The sequence below is a fragment of the Stenotrophomonas sp. NPDC078853 genome (assembly GCF_044901215.1).
In the GTDB taxonomy this organism is placed as follows: Bacteria; Pseudomonadota; Gammaproteobacteria; order Xanthomonadales; family Xanthomonadaceae; genus Stenotrophomonas; species Stenotrophomonas lacuserhaii.
In genome coordinates this window covers 38,325-50,922 of sequence record NZ_JBJDOQ010000004.1, presented here as the reverse complement: position 1 = coordinate 50,922, position 12,598 = coordinate 38,325, and the positions used below count along the sequence as shown (strand labels likewise).

General features: G+C 64.8%; 26 protein-coding genes. 15 read left to right on the top strand and 11 right to left on the bottom strand.

Annotated elements, in window-relative coordinates; genetic code table 11:
• Window positions 1–35: 35 nt before the first annotated feature.
• The 8 genes from ACI2JH_RS05725 to ACI2JH_RS05690 form a co-directional block, all read right to left on the bottom strand.
• Window positions 36–422 (bottom strand): hypothetical protein, encoded by a 387-nt coding sequence (locus ACI2JH_RS05725; protein ID WP_349998101.1) that lies wholly within the window; start codon window positions 420–422, stop codon window positions 36–38.
• On the bottom strand, window positions 415–1,422 hold the full coding sequence (locus tag ACI2JH_RS05720; protein ID WP_404735668.1) for a hypothetical protein: 1,008 nt from the start codon (window positions 1,420–1,422) through the stop codon (window positions 415–417). Before ACI2JH_RS05720 ends, ACI2JH_RS05725 begins: the two co-directional genes overlap by 8 nt.
• Before the next feature lie 9 nt (window positions 1,423–1,431).
• The gene (locus tag ACI2JH_RS05715; RefSeq protein WP_404735667.1) at window positions 1,432–2,337 is read right to left on the bottom strand and encodes a recombination-associated protein RdgC; all 906 of its coding nucleotides are present in this window, start codon (window positions 2,335–2,337) and stop codon (window positions 1,432–1,434) included.
• A 74-nt stretch (window positions 2,338–2,411) separates the two neighbouring features.
• Window positions 2,412–2,666: a hypothetical protein gene (locus ACI2JH_RS05710; protein ID WP_404735666.1), complete on the bottom strand. Its 255-nt coding sequence runs from the start codon at window positions 2,664–2,666 to the stop codon at window positions 2,412–2,414.
• Entirely contained in the window at window positions 2,663–3,013 is a 351-nt protein-coding gene (locus tag ACI2JH_RS05705; RefSeq protein ID WP_404735665.1) for a hypothetical protein, read from the bottom strand. Before ACI2JH_RS05705 ends, ACI2JH_RS05710 begins: the two co-directional genes overlap by 4 nt.
• On the bottom strand, window positions 3,000–3,158 hold the full coding sequence (locus tag ACI2JH_RS05700; protein WP_404735664.1) for a hypothetical protein: 159 nt from the start codon (window positions 3,156–3,158) through the stop codon (window positions 3,000–3,002). Before ACI2JH_RS05700 ends, ACI2JH_RS05705 begins: the two co-directional genes overlap by 14 nt.
• A complete protein-coding gene (locus tag ACI2JH_RS05695) occupies window positions 3,155–3,451 on the bottom strand; it encodes a hypothetical protein (protein ID WP_349998106.1) in 297 nt (98 codons plus the stop codon). The genes ACI2JH_RS05700 and ACI2JH_RS05695 overlap by 4 nt, the downstream gene beginning before the upstream one ends.
• Window positions 3,448–3,645 (bottom strand): hypothetical protein, encoded by a 198-nt coding sequence (locus tag ACI2JH_RS05690; protein WP_349998107.1) that lies wholly within the window; start codon window positions 3,643–3,645, stop codon window positions 3,448–3,450. The genes ACI2JH_RS05695 and ACI2JH_RS05690 overlap by 4 nt, the downstream gene beginning before the upstream one ends.
• Window positions 3,646–3,893: 248 nt before the next feature.
• Here ACI2JH_RS05690 and ACI2JH_RS05685 point away from each other — a divergent pair, with 248 nt between their 5' ends.
• Complete coding sequence (locus tag ACI2JH_RS05685; protein WP_349998108.1) at window positions 3,894–4,373, top strand: hypothetical protein; 480 nt, start codon at window positions 3,894–3,896, stop codon at window positions 4,371–4,373.
• 23 nt (window positions 4,374–4,396) lie between these two features.
• On the opposite strand, the gene ACI2JH_RS05680 is transcribed toward ACI2JH_RS05685, so the two are convergent.
• Window positions 4,397–4,621, bottom strand: coding sequence for a hypothetical protein (locus ACI2JH_RS05680; protein WP_349998109.1), 225 nt, complete (start codon window positions 4,619–4,621; stop codon window positions 4,397–4,399).
• Between the two features lie 160 nt (window positions 4,622–4,781).
• Between ACI2JH_RS05680 and ACI2JH_RS05675 the strand changes: the two genes are divergently transcribed.
• Window positions 4,782–5,090: a hypothetical protein gene (locus ACI2JH_RS05675; RefSeq protein WP_404735663.1), complete on the top strand. Its 309-nt coding sequence runs from the start codon at window positions 4,782–4,784 to the stop codon at window positions 5,088–5,090.
• Window positions 5,091–5,237: 147 nt separating this feature from the next.
• The gene (locus tag ACI2JH_RS05670) at window positions 5,238–5,720 is read left to right on the top strand and encodes a hypothetical protein (protein WP_349998111.1); all 483 of its coding nucleotides are present in this window, start codon (window positions 5,238–5,240) and stop codon (window positions 5,718–5,720) included.
• A gap of 102 nt (window positions 5,721–5,822) precedes the next feature.
• On the opposite strand, the gene ACI2JH_RS05665 is transcribed toward ACI2JH_RS05670, so the two are convergent.
• Complete coding sequence (locus tag ACI2JH_RS05665) at window positions 5,823–6,503, bottom strand: XRE family transcriptional regulator (protein WP_404735662.1); 681 nt, start codon at window positions 6,501–6,503, stop codon at window positions 5,823–5,825.
• A 67-nt stretch (window positions 6,504–6,570) separates the two neighbouring features.
• Between ACI2JH_RS05665 and ACI2JH_RS05660 the strand changes: the two genes are divergently transcribed.
• Window positions 6,571–7,038 (top strand): hypothetical protein, encoded by a 468-nt coding sequence (locus ACI2JH_RS05660; RefSeq protein ID WP_404735661.1) that lies wholly within the window; start codon window positions 6,571–6,573, stop codon window positions 7,036–7,038.
• 113 nt (window positions 7,039–7,151) lie between these two features.
• On the opposite strand, the gene ACI2JH_RS05655 is transcribed toward ACI2JH_RS05660, so the two are convergent.
• Window positions 7,152–7,436, bottom strand: coding sequence for a hypothetical protein (locus ACI2JH_RS05655; RefSeq protein ID WP_101098447.1), 285 nt, complete (start codon window positions 7,434–7,436; stop codon window positions 7,152–7,154).
• Between the two features lie 142 nt (window positions 7,437–7,578).
• Here ACI2JH_RS05655 and ACI2JH_RS05650 point away from each other — a divergent pair, with 142 nt between their 5' ends.
• From ACI2JH_RS05650 to ACI2JH_RS05600, 11 genes are read left to right on the top strand one after another with little or no spacing between them, the layout of a single operon-like run.
• Window positions 7,579–8,022, top strand: coding sequence for a phage regulatory CII family protein (locus tag ACI2JH_RS05650; RefSeq protein ID WP_404735660.1), 444 nt, complete (start codon window positions 7,579–7,581; stop codon window positions 8,020–8,022).
• Window positions 8,019–8,333: a winged helix-turn-helix domain-containing protein gene (locus ACI2JH_RS05645; protein ID WP_404735659.1), complete on the top strand. Its 315-nt coding sequence runs from the start codon at window positions 8,019–8,021 to the stop codon at window positions 8,331–8,333. The genes ACI2JH_RS05650 and ACI2JH_RS05645 overlap by 4 nt, the downstream gene beginning before the upstream one ends.
• A 3-nt stretch (window positions 8,334–8,336) precedes the next feature.
• Window positions 8,337–9,227 carry a helix-turn-helix domain-containing protein gene (locus tag ACI2JH_RS05640; protein WP_404735658.1) on the top strand — a complete coding sequence of 297 codons (891 nt, stop codon included), beginning with the start codon at window positions 8,337–8,339 and terminating at the stop codon, window positions 9,225–9,227.
• Entirely contained in the window at window positions 9,217–9,891 is a 675-nt protein-coding gene (locus tag ACI2JH_RS05635) for a hypothetical protein (RefSeq protein ID WP_404735657.1), read from the top strand. The genes ACI2JH_RS05640 and ACI2JH_RS05635 overlap by 11 nt, the downstream gene beginning before the upstream one ends.
• Window positions 9,888–10,124: a hypothetical protein gene (locus ACI2JH_RS05630; protein WP_404735656.1), complete on the top strand. Its 237-nt coding sequence runs from the start codon at window positions 9,888–9,890 to the stop codon at window positions 10,122–10,124. The genes ACI2JH_RS05635 and ACI2JH_RS05630 overlap by 4 nt, the downstream gene beginning before the upstream one ends.
• Window positions 10,124–10,492: a Ref family recombination enhancement nuclease gene (locus ACI2JH_RS05625; RefSeq protein ID WP_349998119.1), complete on the top strand. Its 369-nt coding sequence runs from the start codon at window positions 10,124–10,126 to the stop codon at window positions 10,490–10,492. The genes ACI2JH_RS05630 and ACI2JH_RS05625 overlap by 1 nt, the downstream gene beginning before the upstream one ends.
• Window positions 10,489–10,995, top strand: a complete 507-nt coding sequence (locus ACI2JH_RS05620; RefSeq protein ID WP_349998120.1) for a hypothetical protein — start codon at window positions 10,489–10,491, stop codon at window positions 10,993–10,995. The genes ACI2JH_RS05625 and ACI2JH_RS05620 overlap by 4 nt, the downstream gene beginning before the upstream one ends.
• Window positions 10,992–11,423 (top strand): HD domain-containing protein, encoded by a 432-nt coding sequence (locus ACI2JH_RS05615; protein ID WP_404735655.1) that lies wholly within the window; start codon window positions 10,992–10,994, stop codon window positions 11,421–11,423. Before ACI2JH_RS05620 ends, ACI2JH_RS05615 begins: the two co-directional genes overlap by 4 nt.
• Complete coding sequence (locus ACI2JH_RS05610) at window positions 11,420–11,752, top strand: Lar family restriction alleviation protein (RefSeq protein WP_404735654.1); 333 nt, start codon at window positions 11,420–11,422, stop codon at window positions 11,750–11,752. Before ACI2JH_RS05615 ends, ACI2JH_RS05610 begins: the two co-directional genes overlap by 4 nt.
• Window positions 11,745–12,161, top strand: coding sequence for a hypothetical protein (locus tag ACI2JH_RS05605; RefSeq protein WP_404735653.1), 417 nt, complete (start codon window positions 11,745–11,747; stop codon window positions 12,159–12,161). Before ACI2JH_RS05610 ends, ACI2JH_RS05605 begins: the two co-directional genes overlap by 8 nt.
• Entirely contained in the window at window positions 12,151–12,579 is a 429-nt protein-coding gene (locus tag ACI2JH_RS05600; RefSeq protein WP_404735652.1) for a hypothetical protein, read from the top strand. The genes ACI2JH_RS05605 and ACI2JH_RS05600 overlap by 11 nt, the downstream gene beginning before the upstream one ends.
• Window positions 12,580–12,598 lie beyond the last annotated feature (19 nt).

Here is a 12,598-nt window from a genome sequence, read left to right as displayed (position 1 = left end):
CTGACGGGGTGGCGCTCATGACGTTCCGCAATGGATTAGCCATGACGCGGCAGGTCCAGAGAGCGCAGGCGGGATTCACGGCGCAGCCAATCACCGAAGGAGGTGTCGCTGTCTTCCCGAAGATAAGCGGCATATCGGCGCTGCCCAGGTGTCGTCTTGGGCGGCAATGCCACGGCGGCCCTGCGGCCGGCCCGTGTGGCGCAGAACACGTCATCGCCACCAGAGAGGGCGTTGCCCTGATGCCGTACCATCAGGCCGCGATCAACCAGTGCCATGCAGAGGTTGTGATCGCCACTGCCGTGGCCCGTCGCAAAGTGGTTGCGGTGACTCGGCTCCCATCCGCCGTGCCCGACGCCGAGTGCATGCCGGAGAATCTCCAGCTGGTCGGCAGGCAGAGCGGGCGATGTGACGACCTCAGCCATTGCCCACCGCCTTGTTGTCGATCAGGTATATCTCGTGAGCAACGCGGTTGTCAGCGATCTTCGTGCGCTCGTCGCGGTACTTCGCGCAATCCAGCCACGTGGCCATGTCGGCGCGGGTGGGTTTGTACGCCTTGGTGAAGAAGATGTAGCCACCGCAGCACTGATATCCATGCCAGCCGCCAGCGTGCGGGCCAAGCCGGATGGCGAGCGCGCTTGAACCATCACCGTAGCGAACCAGGTCGCCCTCAAGCGGCCACTCCTCAGCAGCAGCGCCGGCTCCGGCGGGCAACGGCGTGTCGAAGTGCAGCGCATTCTTGGCTTCCTGCTTCGCCCTGATCCGTGCCATCACGTCAGGCTGGTTGATGCGGTCCAGTTCGGCCTGGCCATCGGCCATCATGCTCAGGCCGGCCACGCTGCAGTAGGCGGCCAGCGTGACCATGACGCCGCCGACTTCCTGAGCGGGTTCACCTATCGGCCGGCCATAGACGTAGTCCACCAGCGTGCGCACGCGCGCGCTGTCATAGCCCTTCGACTGCAGCAGCTCCAGAACCTCCTCGAGCAGGCGGTCGCCGCGCTCGGTCATGTTGTGATAGAGCGGGCGCTCGAAGCACTTCCGCGCCCAATCCGCTACGCCTGCTTGAAAGTCCACGACCTCCGGGCGCAACGCCATCGGCCGCACAAACCAGGCGTACGGTCCGTCCTCGGTGTCGCCCATCCATGCCAGTCGCCAGTCGCCCTCCGGAGCTTCCGGATTCCAGGCGCGCATCTCCTTCCAATACAGCTCATCTCCGTCTTCCAGCGCCTCATCGGTGAAATCTCCGGCGACGGTCACAAAGTCAAAGCCCTGCGCGAGCACCAGCTTGTCCAGCGGTTCTTCCCTATCATCTGGCCAAGTCGGCAGATCCGGGTGGATCAGCTGCCCATAGTCGCAACGCGGGGAAAGCCGCTCAGCCAAGTAGAGGCCGCGCCACGGGTCGATGGTGTCGATCTGTGCGTTCATCGTCGGGCCTCAGTCCGCGCTGCTGATTCGGAAGGCATCGGAGAGGCGGTCAAACAGCAGGCCCAGCTCTCCGATCTGCAGGGCAAAGCGGGCATCCAACTCCGCACGCCGGCCGTCGTCGTCGCTTTCTTCCAGCTTGTCCAAGGCACCATCGAGAAAGCGCAGCTTGCGCACGACCAGGTCGTCGCCCAGCACCAGCGAGATGTTGTCCTCGACCACCAAGCCGAGGCGGGTCACCTGCTTGCCTGCATCGAGGTGCTTATTGATCTCGTCGCTGACCAATTCCTGCCGGTCGAGCTTTGCAATGGCGCCTCCGGCGAGGGGGTCCTCGAGCTGGCACTGCTCGCCCAGCGACAGCCCGGCCGGCAGCGCTTCACCCGCAATCCAGCCGGTCAGCACCGATCGCGGCGCGACCTCGGCATTCAGCGGCATGGCCGGGAAGCTGCCGAGCAGGCCACGGATGTCCGACATCAGGTACTCGCCCTGCTTGCGGCTGCTGGTGTCCACGAAGGCGACGCCGCGTGCCAGGTCGAGGAAGACATCGCAGCGAGAGGATTTGACGAACGCTTTCGGCAGCAGTTCGTGCAGCAGGTCGTCCTTCATGCGCTTGCGCTCACGGCCACCGGGGCGGCGACCTTCGTTGCGCTCGATCTCGGCCAGCTTCTGCTCCAGGGCGTCCGCGACGGCTGAGGCCGGCAGGATCTTGTCCTGGGCGCCGACCGTCAGCCACAGCCAGTCGCCGATGGCGTGGTGCAGCTGCTCGGTTTCCTCGCGCCCGAACGGCGAGATAAAGCCACGGGAGGACATCTCGAGCGGGCCGACCGGCTTCAGGGTGGCGCGCGGCAGTTGCTCGGCGACCTGCGAGAAGTCGAGGCCGATGGGGAAGCGGAACATGACGAGGTTGCGGAAGAACATGGCGGCTCCTGAAAGGGGTTGCCGGCGCGTGGAACCCGGCCGGCGCGGGGCTCGGCGATGCCGAGCGGGCGGATTCAGTGCGTATCGGTGTAGGGGTAGCGCTTCTGCTGCGCGGCACGGCGGCGCGCATCGCTGCGGCGGCGCATCTCTGCCTTGAAGGCCGGCCAGTTCTTTCGGGTCTCGACCACGGCGCGCCATGCGAAGTGCAGGACGGCGATGAGGAAGACGGCGGTAAAGGTGTGGGCGCCGGTCTGGATGGCGCGCACCAGCAGCGCCAGGCAGAAGCAGGCGACAAAAGCGCAGTAGGCGGGCACGGTGAGGTGGTTCACTGACGAACCCCCTCGCTGCCAATCAACCGCAGAGCGTCAAGATCGGACGCGGCTCCGGCCTTGGAGATTTGCCTCAGAAGGCCGCCATGGGAGGCATGCAGCTGTGAGCTGACCGTCCAGTCATCGAACGACCAATCGATAGGCAGCCGCTCAAGAGCCCAGGCCATCTCAGCTGCGGCCGCCACAGTGTTACCGGTCATGGCAATGCGCCCGGTTCGCACGTGCGTGACGACCACCTCATGCTCTCCGCCGATCATTCCGTGGATGCAGAAGTTGTCGCTTACCTTGAGCGCCTGGATGTCCCACGGGCCTTGCTCGGTTGGGACGCTGATATCAATCGTGTTCAACGGGATCTCCTACGCCGATGGCGTCCGGGTGGTGGATGGCGATATCGGCGTTTCCCTTGAGCAGCAGTGCAGGTGCCAGGGGAGCCGGGCAGGGCAGGGGCGGCAGGCCGGTCTGCATGGCGGCAATGAAGTCGTGCTCGGTCATTCGCCACCTACCTGGTGCCGCGTCTCGGGAGGAATGCCGTAGGTCTCGGCCAAGGCGCGAGTCCACCGGAACGCGGTTGCGCGGCAGACGTTGAAGCGCGTCTGGACAGCTTCGATGGTGGGGAAACGTTCCTGCTCGTGCGCCCACTTCGCGAACTCCATGACGGCGCGCAGCGTTCCGTATCCGGCCCAGTCGTGCTTTACGGTCCGCCGGCGCTGAAGCTGCATTGGCGGAAGCTTCATGGAGGAGGCAAATGGGCGGGCACCGAGGCCCATGGAGGGGCGGAGGCTCATGCGGCACCCGGTGACAGGTCGTCACGGGACTGGCGGCTCAGCTTCTGGGCGGCGGCGACGACGGCATTGCCGCGGTTCCCCGCGCGCTGTGCCGAACGGAGTTGAGCGAACAACGGAGCAGGGTTCAGACCGGCCTGACGAACGTTGTCCCGAACGGTCTGGAACTGTCGGAAGTCGAAGACTTGGGCGCTCATGCGGCCAACCTCTCGGCCCGGCTGGGGAGTCTGGGCTGAGCACTGTAGGTGGCAGCCTCCTTGGCGGTAGGATTGAAGTGCCAACCCCGCACCACACCAACCAAGGAGACCGCCAATGAACCGTCCCGCGCCCGTGCAGACCCCCTGGATTCCAGACCCCAAGGGCACGCCGCCGAGCAGGAGCCCCTCGCAGCCGGCACGGCCGGCGCAACCAGCACCACAACCATCAAATCCGAGGAGATGACGTCATGACCGATGACCGCCAAGAGCGCAGCAAGGTAGAGGTGAGTAATGATCTCGCCTACGAGATTCGCCTCCATGAGAGGCATGCCCGTCTCTACCGAAGAGTCAGGGCGACCTTGGCGTTCATCGCGTTGTGTGGAGGTGCGAGCGCGTTCGCGAATCTCTTCGCGCAGCCAGCATGGTTGAGCGGCATCGGTGGCGTGTTGATAGCCAGCTGCGCGTTCTTGGACGTTGTTTTCGACTATAGCGGCAAGGCGGTGGCTCACGATTCCTTCCGCCGGAAAGCGCTCGCTCTTCAAGCCAGAGCGTCGGCGCTGAGCTTCGAACAAATGGACGCAGCGCTTTCGACCCTTAGCCAAGAAGATCCCGGAAGCATTGAATCGCTGCGACGGCCCGCTTTCCACGACATGCTTCGCACGCGTGGATACCCGGAATATGTTGACCGGCTGAATCTGAGGGAACGCATCGCGGATCTGATCGCTTAGGCGCGCGGTTTTCTTCGAGGCGCTCATGCGGCGACCTTGCCCAGCAGGGCCCGGGTGTAGTTGTCAGCAGTGACGCGTGCCATGCGTAGCTGCTGTGCCGCGCGCTGCAGCTCGATGGCGAGGCGCTCGGCTTCGTCGGCAACGAGGTAGGCGATGGCTTGGTCGTTGACGGTGATGCGGACCAGGTCACCCGAATCGAGGGTGCTGGCCGAGGCGCGACCGGTAATGCGGGTGATGGCGGTTGCCATGGAGGTCTCCTGCGCCCGGCCCCGGGATGGGGCGTCTTCGGCGACAGGGCTAGACTACGGAATACCGTAGACACATGTCAACGGAATTCCGTAACATAATTGTGGGAATGTTTGAACGGGTTAAGCTGGACCGGCCAGCACTAACGGAGGGATGACCCACATGGATTCTTTACTTGGCGGTGCCAGCGCGCTCGTCGCGCTCGCTGCGTTCTTCTTCCTGGTGGTGCTGACGATCTTGTGGATCCTCGTGCCGTTCGCGATCTTCGGCACGAAGCCGCTGCTACGGCAGATCCTTGCGGAACTCAGGCGCGCCAACGATCTCGCGGCCCGAACGACCGTGGCGGTCGTGCCGCCGTACGAGCAGCGCCCGTCTGCACCCTATGTCGATGAGAGGGAGCGGATCGAGCCGACGCTGGGGACTATTCGCGATGCAGTGCGTCAAGCACGTGACGGTGACGGGCCCCGTTAGCGGGTCCGGCACGGGAAGAGGTTGGAGGGCGCCGCACGCAGGCCGGCTGCTAGATAGCGCGCAAGCCCCATAGATGGCATCATCACGCGGCCATCACGGCGATGGTCGGCTGCCACGAAGGGTGCCGCAAATCTACAGGGGACAAGGATGAAAAAGTTTCTGACGGCCGTTGCCGTTGTACTGCTGGTGCCTGGCTGTGCCTCAGTGTTGAACGAATCGACGCATCCCGTGCGCGTCGATACCGTAACGTCTGGCGGCGAGGTGGTTAATGGAGCTGATTGCACTGTTACCAACGACAAGGGGAAGTTCAATGTGCGCTCTGGCGATACTGTAAACGTTCGCCGTTCGGCCAAGGATTTGGACATCACTTGCACCTCGCCGGGTCAACCCAATGCTTCTGCTCGTGCTGTCTCGCGCGCCAACGGCGGCATGTGGGGAAATATCCTGCTCGGTGGCGCTGTTGGCGCGATCGTCGATCACAACAAAGGAACTGCCTACACGTACCCAACGTGGATGCAGCTCGTGTTCGGGAAAGTACTTACGTTCGACCGTCGAGGCGAAAAGGAAGGCGCCCCGGTCAAGGCCGTTGAAGTCACGACCAGTAGTAACGTAGCGGTTCAAAGCCCCTAAGGGCTCACTAACGATCCTCGTCGACACAGGCTTGGAGAGCTCCGGCATTGCGTAGATGAAGCCCCGTGAAAGCGGGGCTTTTCTTATCTAGTGACGGTGCCTTCAGAACTTCCTCAGACCGGCGTGGATCAACGCCTTCCCGAGAATTGTCACCTCGTCGGCGTCCGGCCGGTATGCGGGAAAATCGGTGTTGACACTGACCACCCACAAGCCATCGCCGCGCTTCTGCAGCATCTTGATTTGCGTTTCGCCACCGACGTTTATCAGGTAGTAGTCGTCGCCGTCGAAGTAGTCGACGCTGGTATCGATCCAGATGATGTCGCCATCCTCGAGCTTCGGACGCATTGAAGGGCCGCGTCCGGTGATCAGCTGGATGCGGCCAGGGCGGGGCAGATAGCCCAGCTTGCGCCGGACCTCCCATTCCGCAACCTCGATTGTCTGGACCACTTCAGGGTAGTCATCGTTGACCACACCAATCCCCATGCCGGCACCCCCTTCGAAAACGTCGAAGCGAACATAGCCCGGCCGTGTCTCAATCTCCGCGACGGATGCGACAGCGTCTGCTGTGACTCGCTTCTTGCCTTTGCCGGTCTCAAGCCAATCCACATGCACGCCGAGGCGGCGCGCAATCTTGTGCAGCGCGGTGCTGGACTTGGATAGCCCCAGTTCCAGATTGGACAAGGTGGTCGCCGCAATGCCGGCGGCTTTCGCCAGTTCGTTGCGTGAGATCTCTTGCGCCTCTCGTTCGGCGCGTATGCGGGAGCCAATCGTATCCATGTTCATATTTGAACGGAACTCCGTAACGGAATGCCGTTGACTGCGTGTTACGGAATACCGTAGGCTGCTCGACATGGACAAATCCTGGGCTGAAGTGATTTCCGAGCTGCAGATCAAAGGCATGACGTATGCCCTGATCGGCGAAGCGGTGGGTTGTGCAGCGTCAACGATCGGCGATCTGGCCAGTGGCCGGTCTCAGTCACCGCGCGCTGCGGCGGCCTTCGCGTTGCTCAAGCTGCATTCCGAGCGCGTCGGCAATGGCGCCACCATGTCCGCGCCGCCCGTCGCTCAAATCCGCCAGCTGGTCGACAGCCGGATAAGCAAGCGCGCGCTGCGGCAGAAGTTCGGTTTCCGGACGGACGCGCACTTGGCGAAGGTGCTGGGCCTGCCGCTGGAGCAGGTGGAAGGGTGGGGCGAGACGGACATCATTCCGGCGCTGCCGCAGGTGATGAAGCTGCTGGGCCATGAGGAACAACCGGCCCAGCAGCACCGCCCGCAGGATCCGGACGCTGGTCGAATCGTCACCCTGGAGGTGGCCTGAAATGCGCGCGCTGGAGTGGATGCTGCTGCCGTTGGGCATCGCAGGCTGGCTAATTGGTTGGCCGTTCCACGTTGTACAGGACCGGAATTGGGCAGCATTCGGCCCCGCCGCCGTTACAGCCAGGCGTGCAGCTCGCGCAGTGCGAATCCGTCCACTGCGCTGTAGAGCCCAAGCTGTACCAGCAGGTGCGAATCGCCACTCAGCAGATTCCCGTCGAACGTCATCTCGCGCATCTCGCGGGTCGTCTCGATGAAGTACCCGAGCCGATTCGACGCGGCAAACACCAGCATCGGCGGCTTGAGCGAGTACGTCTCCAGGTCCGTTTTCAGTGCCTTGGCCTGCTCCGGGTTGGGGTGCGCCAGATCCAAGATCACCAAGTACTTCTTTCGCAGCGTCATGTCGCCCTCCTTGCGGGCTGTTCGTGTGGTGCCTGCAGCGTAGCGCAAGGGGGGCGGCACCTTTCGTCCATGAGTTGTTGATGTCCATGACGCACATGTTGCGTCCCAGTAGTGCCCGAATCCACGTTCACGAGACCGCCCAATGAACATCGCAGATGCCGCCCACAAGACCGTCCACGCCTATCCGGGCGGTAGCGAAACGCTTGCCCTGCGCATCGGCATGTCGGCCGCGGTGCTCCGGAACAAGGTCAACCCGAACAACACGACGCACCACCTGACCTTGGCGGAAGCCAGCGAGGTGATGGGTGTAACCGGCAACGACAGCATTCTGCACGCCCTGGCGTCGCAGCACGGCTACACGCTGGCCCGCACTGAGGTGCCGGAGAGCGGCAGCCTGATCGGCTCGCTTCTGGCCGCCAGCGGCGCCAAGGGCGATCTGGCTGAAGTCATCGCTGAAGCCATGAAGGATCACCGCATCACGCCCAACGAGGCTGCGGCGATCGCGCACCACTGCACGACGCTGCAGGCGATCTTCGCCCAGCTGTCGCAGCACGCATCTGCCGCCGCAGCGAGGGACATGCCATGAGCGCCCAGCTTGCCCGTAACACCGATTCCAGCGGCAGCCACGCGGCTGCGGATCGCATCGTCCGGAGCGGCGCCCACGCGGCGCAAAAGGACCTGACTGCTGCCGCCGTGCAGCGCTATCCGGGCATGACAAGCATGCAGTTGGCGCGCGTCACTGGGATGGACCGCTACATGCTCGCCCGTCGCCTTCCGGATCTCGCCAAGGAAGGCCGCGCATTCCGTGGCGCCAAGGCTCTGTGCCCGATCAGCAACATCACCGTCTGCACCTGGTGGCCAGTGGCCCAAGGCGACAACTTCACCCTGGCGGTCTAAGCAATGTCCACGATCATCATGTCCCAGTGCTGGCCGCTCCAGCAGCTGAGCGTCACCCAGAAAGCAGTGCTCATCTCGCTGGCCGATCAGGCGAACGATGACGGGGTCTGCTGGCCGGCCATCGGCACCATTGCCAAGCGCTGTTGCATGTCCGAGCGCGCGGTGCGCACGGCGATGGACCATCTGGAGGCTGTGGGCCTGCTGAGCCGTGAGCGTCGATTCAACAGCAGCAACGTGTACTCGGTGACGCCGGCCAAGTTCGATGCGTCGGCGGTGGGCACCAAGGCAAAGCGAAAGGCTGCGAAGCCGGGTACTGCACCGGGCGCAGGGGGTGCATCAGATGCAGGGGGTGCGCCCGATGCAGTAGGGGGTGCGCCCGCTGCAGGGGGTCCGGCACGGGGCGCAGGTCTGGAGGTGCGCCCCGTGCCGCCTAACCGTCATATAACCATCATTGAACCATCAGATGAACCGTCATTTCCGGCGGTCCTGCCGGACGCGCCGCCGGTGGTCGAATCGGAGACCGAGCTGCAGGCGGCATGCCGGGCAGCTTGGACGGCTTACGCCATGGCCTACCGCGAACGCCACGGCGCAATGCCGGTGCGCAACGCCAAGGTCAACGCCAACGTGAAGCAGCTGGTGAAGCGCCTAGGCGTGGTGGAGGCTCCGCAGGTGGCCGGCTGGTTCCTGCGGGTCAACGAGCGAATGGTGGTCCAGGGCATGCACGACCTCGGCCTGCTGCTCGCGCGCTGTGAGGCATACCGCACCCAGTGGGCGACCGGCCGGCAGATGACCGCCACCAGCGCGCAGCAGGCGGACCAGACCCAGTCGAACCTGAGCGCCGCGGAAGAGGCCAAGGCGATCCTGGCGCAGGGGAGGACACGCAATGCTGGCTGATCACGAACAGGACAGGCTGGTGGAGCTGCTGGTGGCCACGGCCGAGGTCATCGGCGACCAGCTGCGCCCGACTGCCGCGGCGTTCATCGTCAACGACCTGGCCGGCTATCCGCTGCCGGCGCTGGAGAAGGCACTGGCCGCGTGCCGCCGAGAGCTGAAGGGGCGCCTGTCGCTGGCCGCGATCCTTGAGCGCATCGACGACGGCCATCCGGCGCCGAACGAAGCTTGGGCCAACGCCATCCGCGCAGCCGATGAGGCGGCCACGGTGGTGTGGACCGAGCAGACGCGTGATAGCTGGACTGCGGCGCTGCCGCTGATCGAGGCCGGCGATAAGATCGCCGCCCGCCAGGCGTTCCTCGAGGTCTACACCCGCCTGACGAAGGACGCGCGCGCTGCGGGCCAGCTGGCCGTGCACCACGCATCGATCGGCTTCGACGCCTCCGGCCGCGACGCGGTGCTGCAGCGTGCGGTGGCCGCCGGCCAGCTGGCCCACGAGCAGGTCGCCGAGCACCTGGCGCTGCCGCCGGCCACGCCAGCATTCAATCCGGTCGCGCTGCTGGCCGGCCGCGTCGAGGCATCGCCGGAAGCCAATGCCCGCACGCGCGCACGACTGGCCGAGTTGGCGGAGCTGCTCGGCGCGCCGAGCGCCAAGGCCGCCGCATGAGCAGGATGCCGTCCCGTGTCGAGCTGGAGATACACCCCATCGCGGAGCCGGTCTCCGTGCCCAGCTGGTATCTCGGCTTCGGCTACGGGGTGAAGCCGCTGGTGCTGTACGCATCGCGCGGGCAAACGGTTTGGCGCGATGGCGTGCGCCAGGTGCCCATCACGGGTTACGCCGGTCCCATTCCGGATGGCGTGCCCACGCGCGCTGTGCAAACCCAGCGGAACGAGCGCTGATGTGGTCCAAGGCTCCGCCAGCGACGAAGGAAGAGGGCGCCCGGATCGAGTTGGCCAAGGTCGGCCCGTGCATGGCCTGCCTGGCGCTGGTCGAGCAGCACCTGCTGGCAGCGTGGCAGGTGGTCTACGGCTGCGACTACAACCACACCAAGAGCGGGAACATCCGCCGCGGCCATGCTTTCGGCTTCGCTCTGTGCAAATGGCACCACATGCGCGTGCCGATGGAAGGCAAGAGCTTCGCCCGGATGCGCGAGATCTACGGCCCGAGCCTGATGGACGGCTCGCGGACCTTTCACGAGACCTACGGCTCGGACGACGACCTGATCGCCCAGCAGACCTATATCAACGAACTGAGGAGCGTCGCATGAGCGACCAGATCCAATCTGTAGCGGAGGAGGTGCGGCAGGCATTCCTCGCTCGCCCGGACCATGCCTTTACCCACTCGGAGCTGTATCAGGCGCTCGGCGCCGACGGCGTGCTTCAGATGGACCTGCGCGCGCGCATTCTTCAGACGCTGCGCTACCTGGTCGGGTGCGGATATCTGGCCAAGCATGGCGAGCGGGCAGGGGCCACGTTCCGGACCACCGGGCAGCCCATGACCAAGCAGCATGTAGGAAAGGACGCGGCGGCCGCCAACCGCCGCGAGCGTGAGCGGCGCCGCTACGAAGAGCGGAAGGCTGCGGGCACCCTGGCGGCGAAGAAAAGCAATCGCACGGCCCGGGTGGACTCGCGCGCTGCGATGGTGCCGAAGCCGCCGATGGCAGCGCCCACGGCTCGGCCGGTCGCGGAAACGGTGGAGCAGTTCCGGGCGCGCGGAGGCAAGGTACAGCGCCTGACGACCCACTGGGAGCAGATGGAGCAGGCAGCATGAGCATCTGCCCGATCGTCAACGAGGCGTGGCGTGTCGCCCATGCAGCCCACGCGGGCCAGGTCGACAAGGCCGGCCGGCCCTATATCGAGCACGTGGCCCGGGTGGCGCTGGCTGTGGAGGGGGATGACGAGGCCGAAGCGGTGGCATGGCTGCACGACGTGCTGGAGGACTGCCCAGCGCATTCCCACCTGGTGTCCAAGTTCCCGCCGATCATCGCCGAAGCGGTAGCGGATCTGTCCCGGTCGCCAGGACGCGGCGACGCGTTCTACTACTGGAACATCCGCCGGAATTCCCTCGCGCTGAAGGTGAAGCTGGCCGACATTGCCGACAACAGTGACGAGGCTCGGCTGACCCTTCTGGATCCGGCCACGGCCGCCGGGCTCCGCAAGAAATACGCCGAAGCGCGCGCTGCACTGGGGGCCGAATGAGCAGCGATGGCCTGAGCCCATGCCCGTTTTGCGGCAGCAGCGATGTTCGGATAGTCGAGTTCTTGGACGGTGAAGGCGACCGAGTGTTCGCAGTCGGGTGTGGTGGTTGTGGTTGCAACGGAACTCCACACATCCCGCTGATGGATGATGCTCGGCCAGCAGCCACTGCCTCTTGGAATCGGCGCGCTCCTGTGCTGTCGCCCGGCCTTGTGCCCGTCCCTGTGGTGGCCACTCAAGAGATGTACGCGGCATGGATGTGCAGCGAGGGCGGCTGGGCCCATCGATACAAGGCGCTGCTGGCCGCCCGGCCGGGAGCTGCCAATGACTGAGCGCGCGCTGGAGCTGGTGCTGCCCTGGCCGAGCAAGGACCTGTCGCCGAACGCGCGTGTCCACTACCGCGTCAAGGCGGAGGCCACTCGGCTGGCACGACAGACGGCGCTGCTCCTGGCGCTCAACGCGGGCTGGCGAAACGTGCAGCTGCCCGAAGGCCGGCTGCACCTCTGGATCGACTGCTACCAGGCGCCGGGGAAGAAGCTGCCGGACGACGACAACATGATCGGCCGCTGCAAGGCCTACCGGGATGGGATCGCTCAGGCGCTGGGCATCGACGACAAGCGGTTCAAGAGCCACCCGGACGTCAAGGAAGAGCGCCGGCCGGGCGGTCAGGTGGTGATGCGGATCACGGGCGAGCTGCCAGCAGCAGCCCAGCAGCAAGGGGAGCAGGACAATGCAGGTTGATACGTTCGGGGCATACGTGAGGGCGGAGCTGGAGCACTGGGGTAGGGAGTTCGCGCTGCACCGTGACCTCGACTATCTGGGCCACCATTCGAAGAACGTGCTGCAGGTTCTGATCGAGCACAAGGGCGACATGCCGGGCAGGGCGCAGGGGTACAAGCCGCTGGAGTCGGACAGCCGTGCGCAGATGATAGAGGACATAGTGGCATCCATCAGCCGCGATAACGTCGCAATGGCGTGCTCCCTGCGCGCGTATTACTGCGGGCAGGGCCGCAAGAAGGTAGAGCGCTTTGAAACCGCCCTGCTGCTTATGGCCAATTGCTGTAAAGCATCAGTGTCAGCACGGCAATACCTGACACTTGTGGAATTGGGTTTCCAGAGAGTCAGGGGCAATCTTGAGGGAAGGGCCTTGGCCGCTTAAGCTTGCGCCTTCACTGCGA

What these genes read in the sequence shown, in the direction of transcription:
- ACI2JH_RS05630 (WP_404735656.1), top strand. Translation starts at nt 9,888, where the DNA reads ATGAGCAGGATGCCGTCCCGTGTCGAGCTGGAGATACACCCCATCGCG.
- ACI2JH_RS05680 (WP_349998109.1), bottom strand. Translation starts at nt 4,621, where the DNA reads ATGGCAACCGCCATCACCCGCATTACCGGTCGCGCCTCGGCCAGCACC.
- ACI2JH_RS05605 (WP_404735653.1), top strand. Translation starts at nt 11,745, where the DNA reads ATGACTGAGCGCGCGCTGGAGCTGGTGCTGCCCTGGCCGAGCAAGGAC.
- ACI2JH_RS05650 (WP_404735660.1), top strand. Translation starts at nt 7,579, where the DNA reads ATGAACATCGCAGATGCCGCCCACAAGACCGTCCACGCCTATCCGGGC.
- ACI2JH_RS05600 (WP_404735652.1), top strand. Translation starts at nt 12,151, where the DNA reads ATGCAGGTTGATACGTTCGGGGCATACGTGAGGGCGGAGCTGGAGCAC.
- ACI2JH_RS05620 (WP_349998120.1), top strand. Translation starts at nt 10,489, where the DNA reads ATGAGCGACCAGATCCAATCTGTAGCGGAGGAGGTGCGGCAGGCATTC.
- ACI2JH_RS05700 (WP_404735664.1), bottom strand. Translation starts at nt 3,158, where the DNA reads ATGACCGAGCACGACTTCATTGCCGCCATGCAGACCGGCCTGCCGCCC.
- ACI2JH_RS05665 (WP_404735662.1), bottom strand. Translation starts at nt 6,503, where the DNA reads ATGAACATGGATACGATTGGCTCCCGCATACGCGCCGAACGAGAGGCG.
- ACI2JH_RS05625 (WP_349998119.1), top strand. Translation starts at nt 10,124, where the DNA reads ATGTGGTCCAAGGCTCCGCCAGCGACGAAGGAAGAGGGCGCCCGGATC.
- ACI2JH_RS05635 (WP_404735657.1), top strand. Translation starts at nt 9,217, where the DNA reads ATGCTGGCTGATCACGAACAGGACAGGCTGGTGGAGCTGCTGGTGGCC.
- ACI2JH_RS05655 (WP_101098447.1), bottom strand. Translation starts at nt 7,436, where the DNA reads ATGACGCTGCGAAAGAAGTACTTGGTGATCTTGGATCTGGCGCACCCC.
- ACI2JH_RS05675 (WP_404735663.1), top strand. Translation starts at nt 4,782, where the DNA reads ATGGATTCTTTACTTGGCGGTGCCAGCGCGCTCGTCGCGCTCGCTGCG.
- ACI2JH_RS05660 (WP_404735661.1), top strand. Translation starts at nt 6,571, where the DNA reads ATGGACAAATCCTGGGCTGAAGTGATTTCCGAGCTGCAGATCAAAGGC.
- ACI2JH_RS05685 (WP_349998108.1), top strand. Translation starts at nt 3,894, where the DNA reads ATGACCGATGACCGCCAAGAGCGCAGCAAGGTAGAGGTGAGTAATGAT.
- ACI2JH_RS05645 (WP_404735659.1), top strand. Translation starts at nt 8,019, where the DNA reads ATGAGCGCCCAGCTTGCCCGTAACACCGATTCCAGCGGCAGCCACGCG.
- ACI2JH_RS05720 (WP_404735668.1), bottom strand. Translation starts at nt 1,422, where the DNA reads ATGAACGCACAGATCGACACCATCGACCCGTGGCGCGGCCTCTACTTG.
- ACI2JH_RS05690 (WP_349998107.1), bottom strand. Translation starts at nt 3,645, where the DNA reads ATGAGCGCCCAAGTCTTCGACTTCCGACAGTTCCAGACCGTTCGGGAC.
- ACI2JH_RS05670 (WP_349998111.1), top strand. Translation starts at nt 5,238, where the DNA reads ATGAAAAAGTTTCTGACGGCCGTTGCCGTTGTACTGCTGGTGCCTGGC.
- ACI2JH_RS05725 (WP_349998101.1), bottom strand. Translation starts at nt 422, where the DNA reads ATGGCTGAGGTCGTCACATCGCCCGCTCTGCCTGCCGACCAGCTGGAG.
- ACI2JH_RS05615 (WP_404735655.1), top strand. Translation starts at nt 10,992, where the DNA reads ATGAGCATCTGCCCGATCGTCAACGAGGCGTGGCGTGTCGCCCATGCA.
- ACI2JH_RS05695 (WP_349998106.1), bottom strand. Translation starts at nt 3,451, where the DNA reads ATGAGCCTCCGCCCCTCCATGGGCCTCGGTGCCCGCCCATTTGCCTCC.
- ACI2JH_RS05610 (WP_404735654.1), top strand. Translation starts at nt 11,420, where the DNA reads ATGAGCAGCGATGGCCTGAGCCCATGCCCGTTTTGCGGCAGCAGCGAT.
- ACI2JH_RS05715 (WP_404735667.1), bottom strand. Translation starts at nt 2,337, where the DNA reads ATGTTCTTCCGCAACCTCGTCATGTTCCGCTTCCCCATCGGCCTCGAC.
- ACI2JH_RS05640 (WP_404735658.1), top strand. Translation starts at nt 8,337, where the DNA reads ATGTCCACGATCATCATGTCCCAGTGCTGGCCGCTCCAGCAGCTGAGC.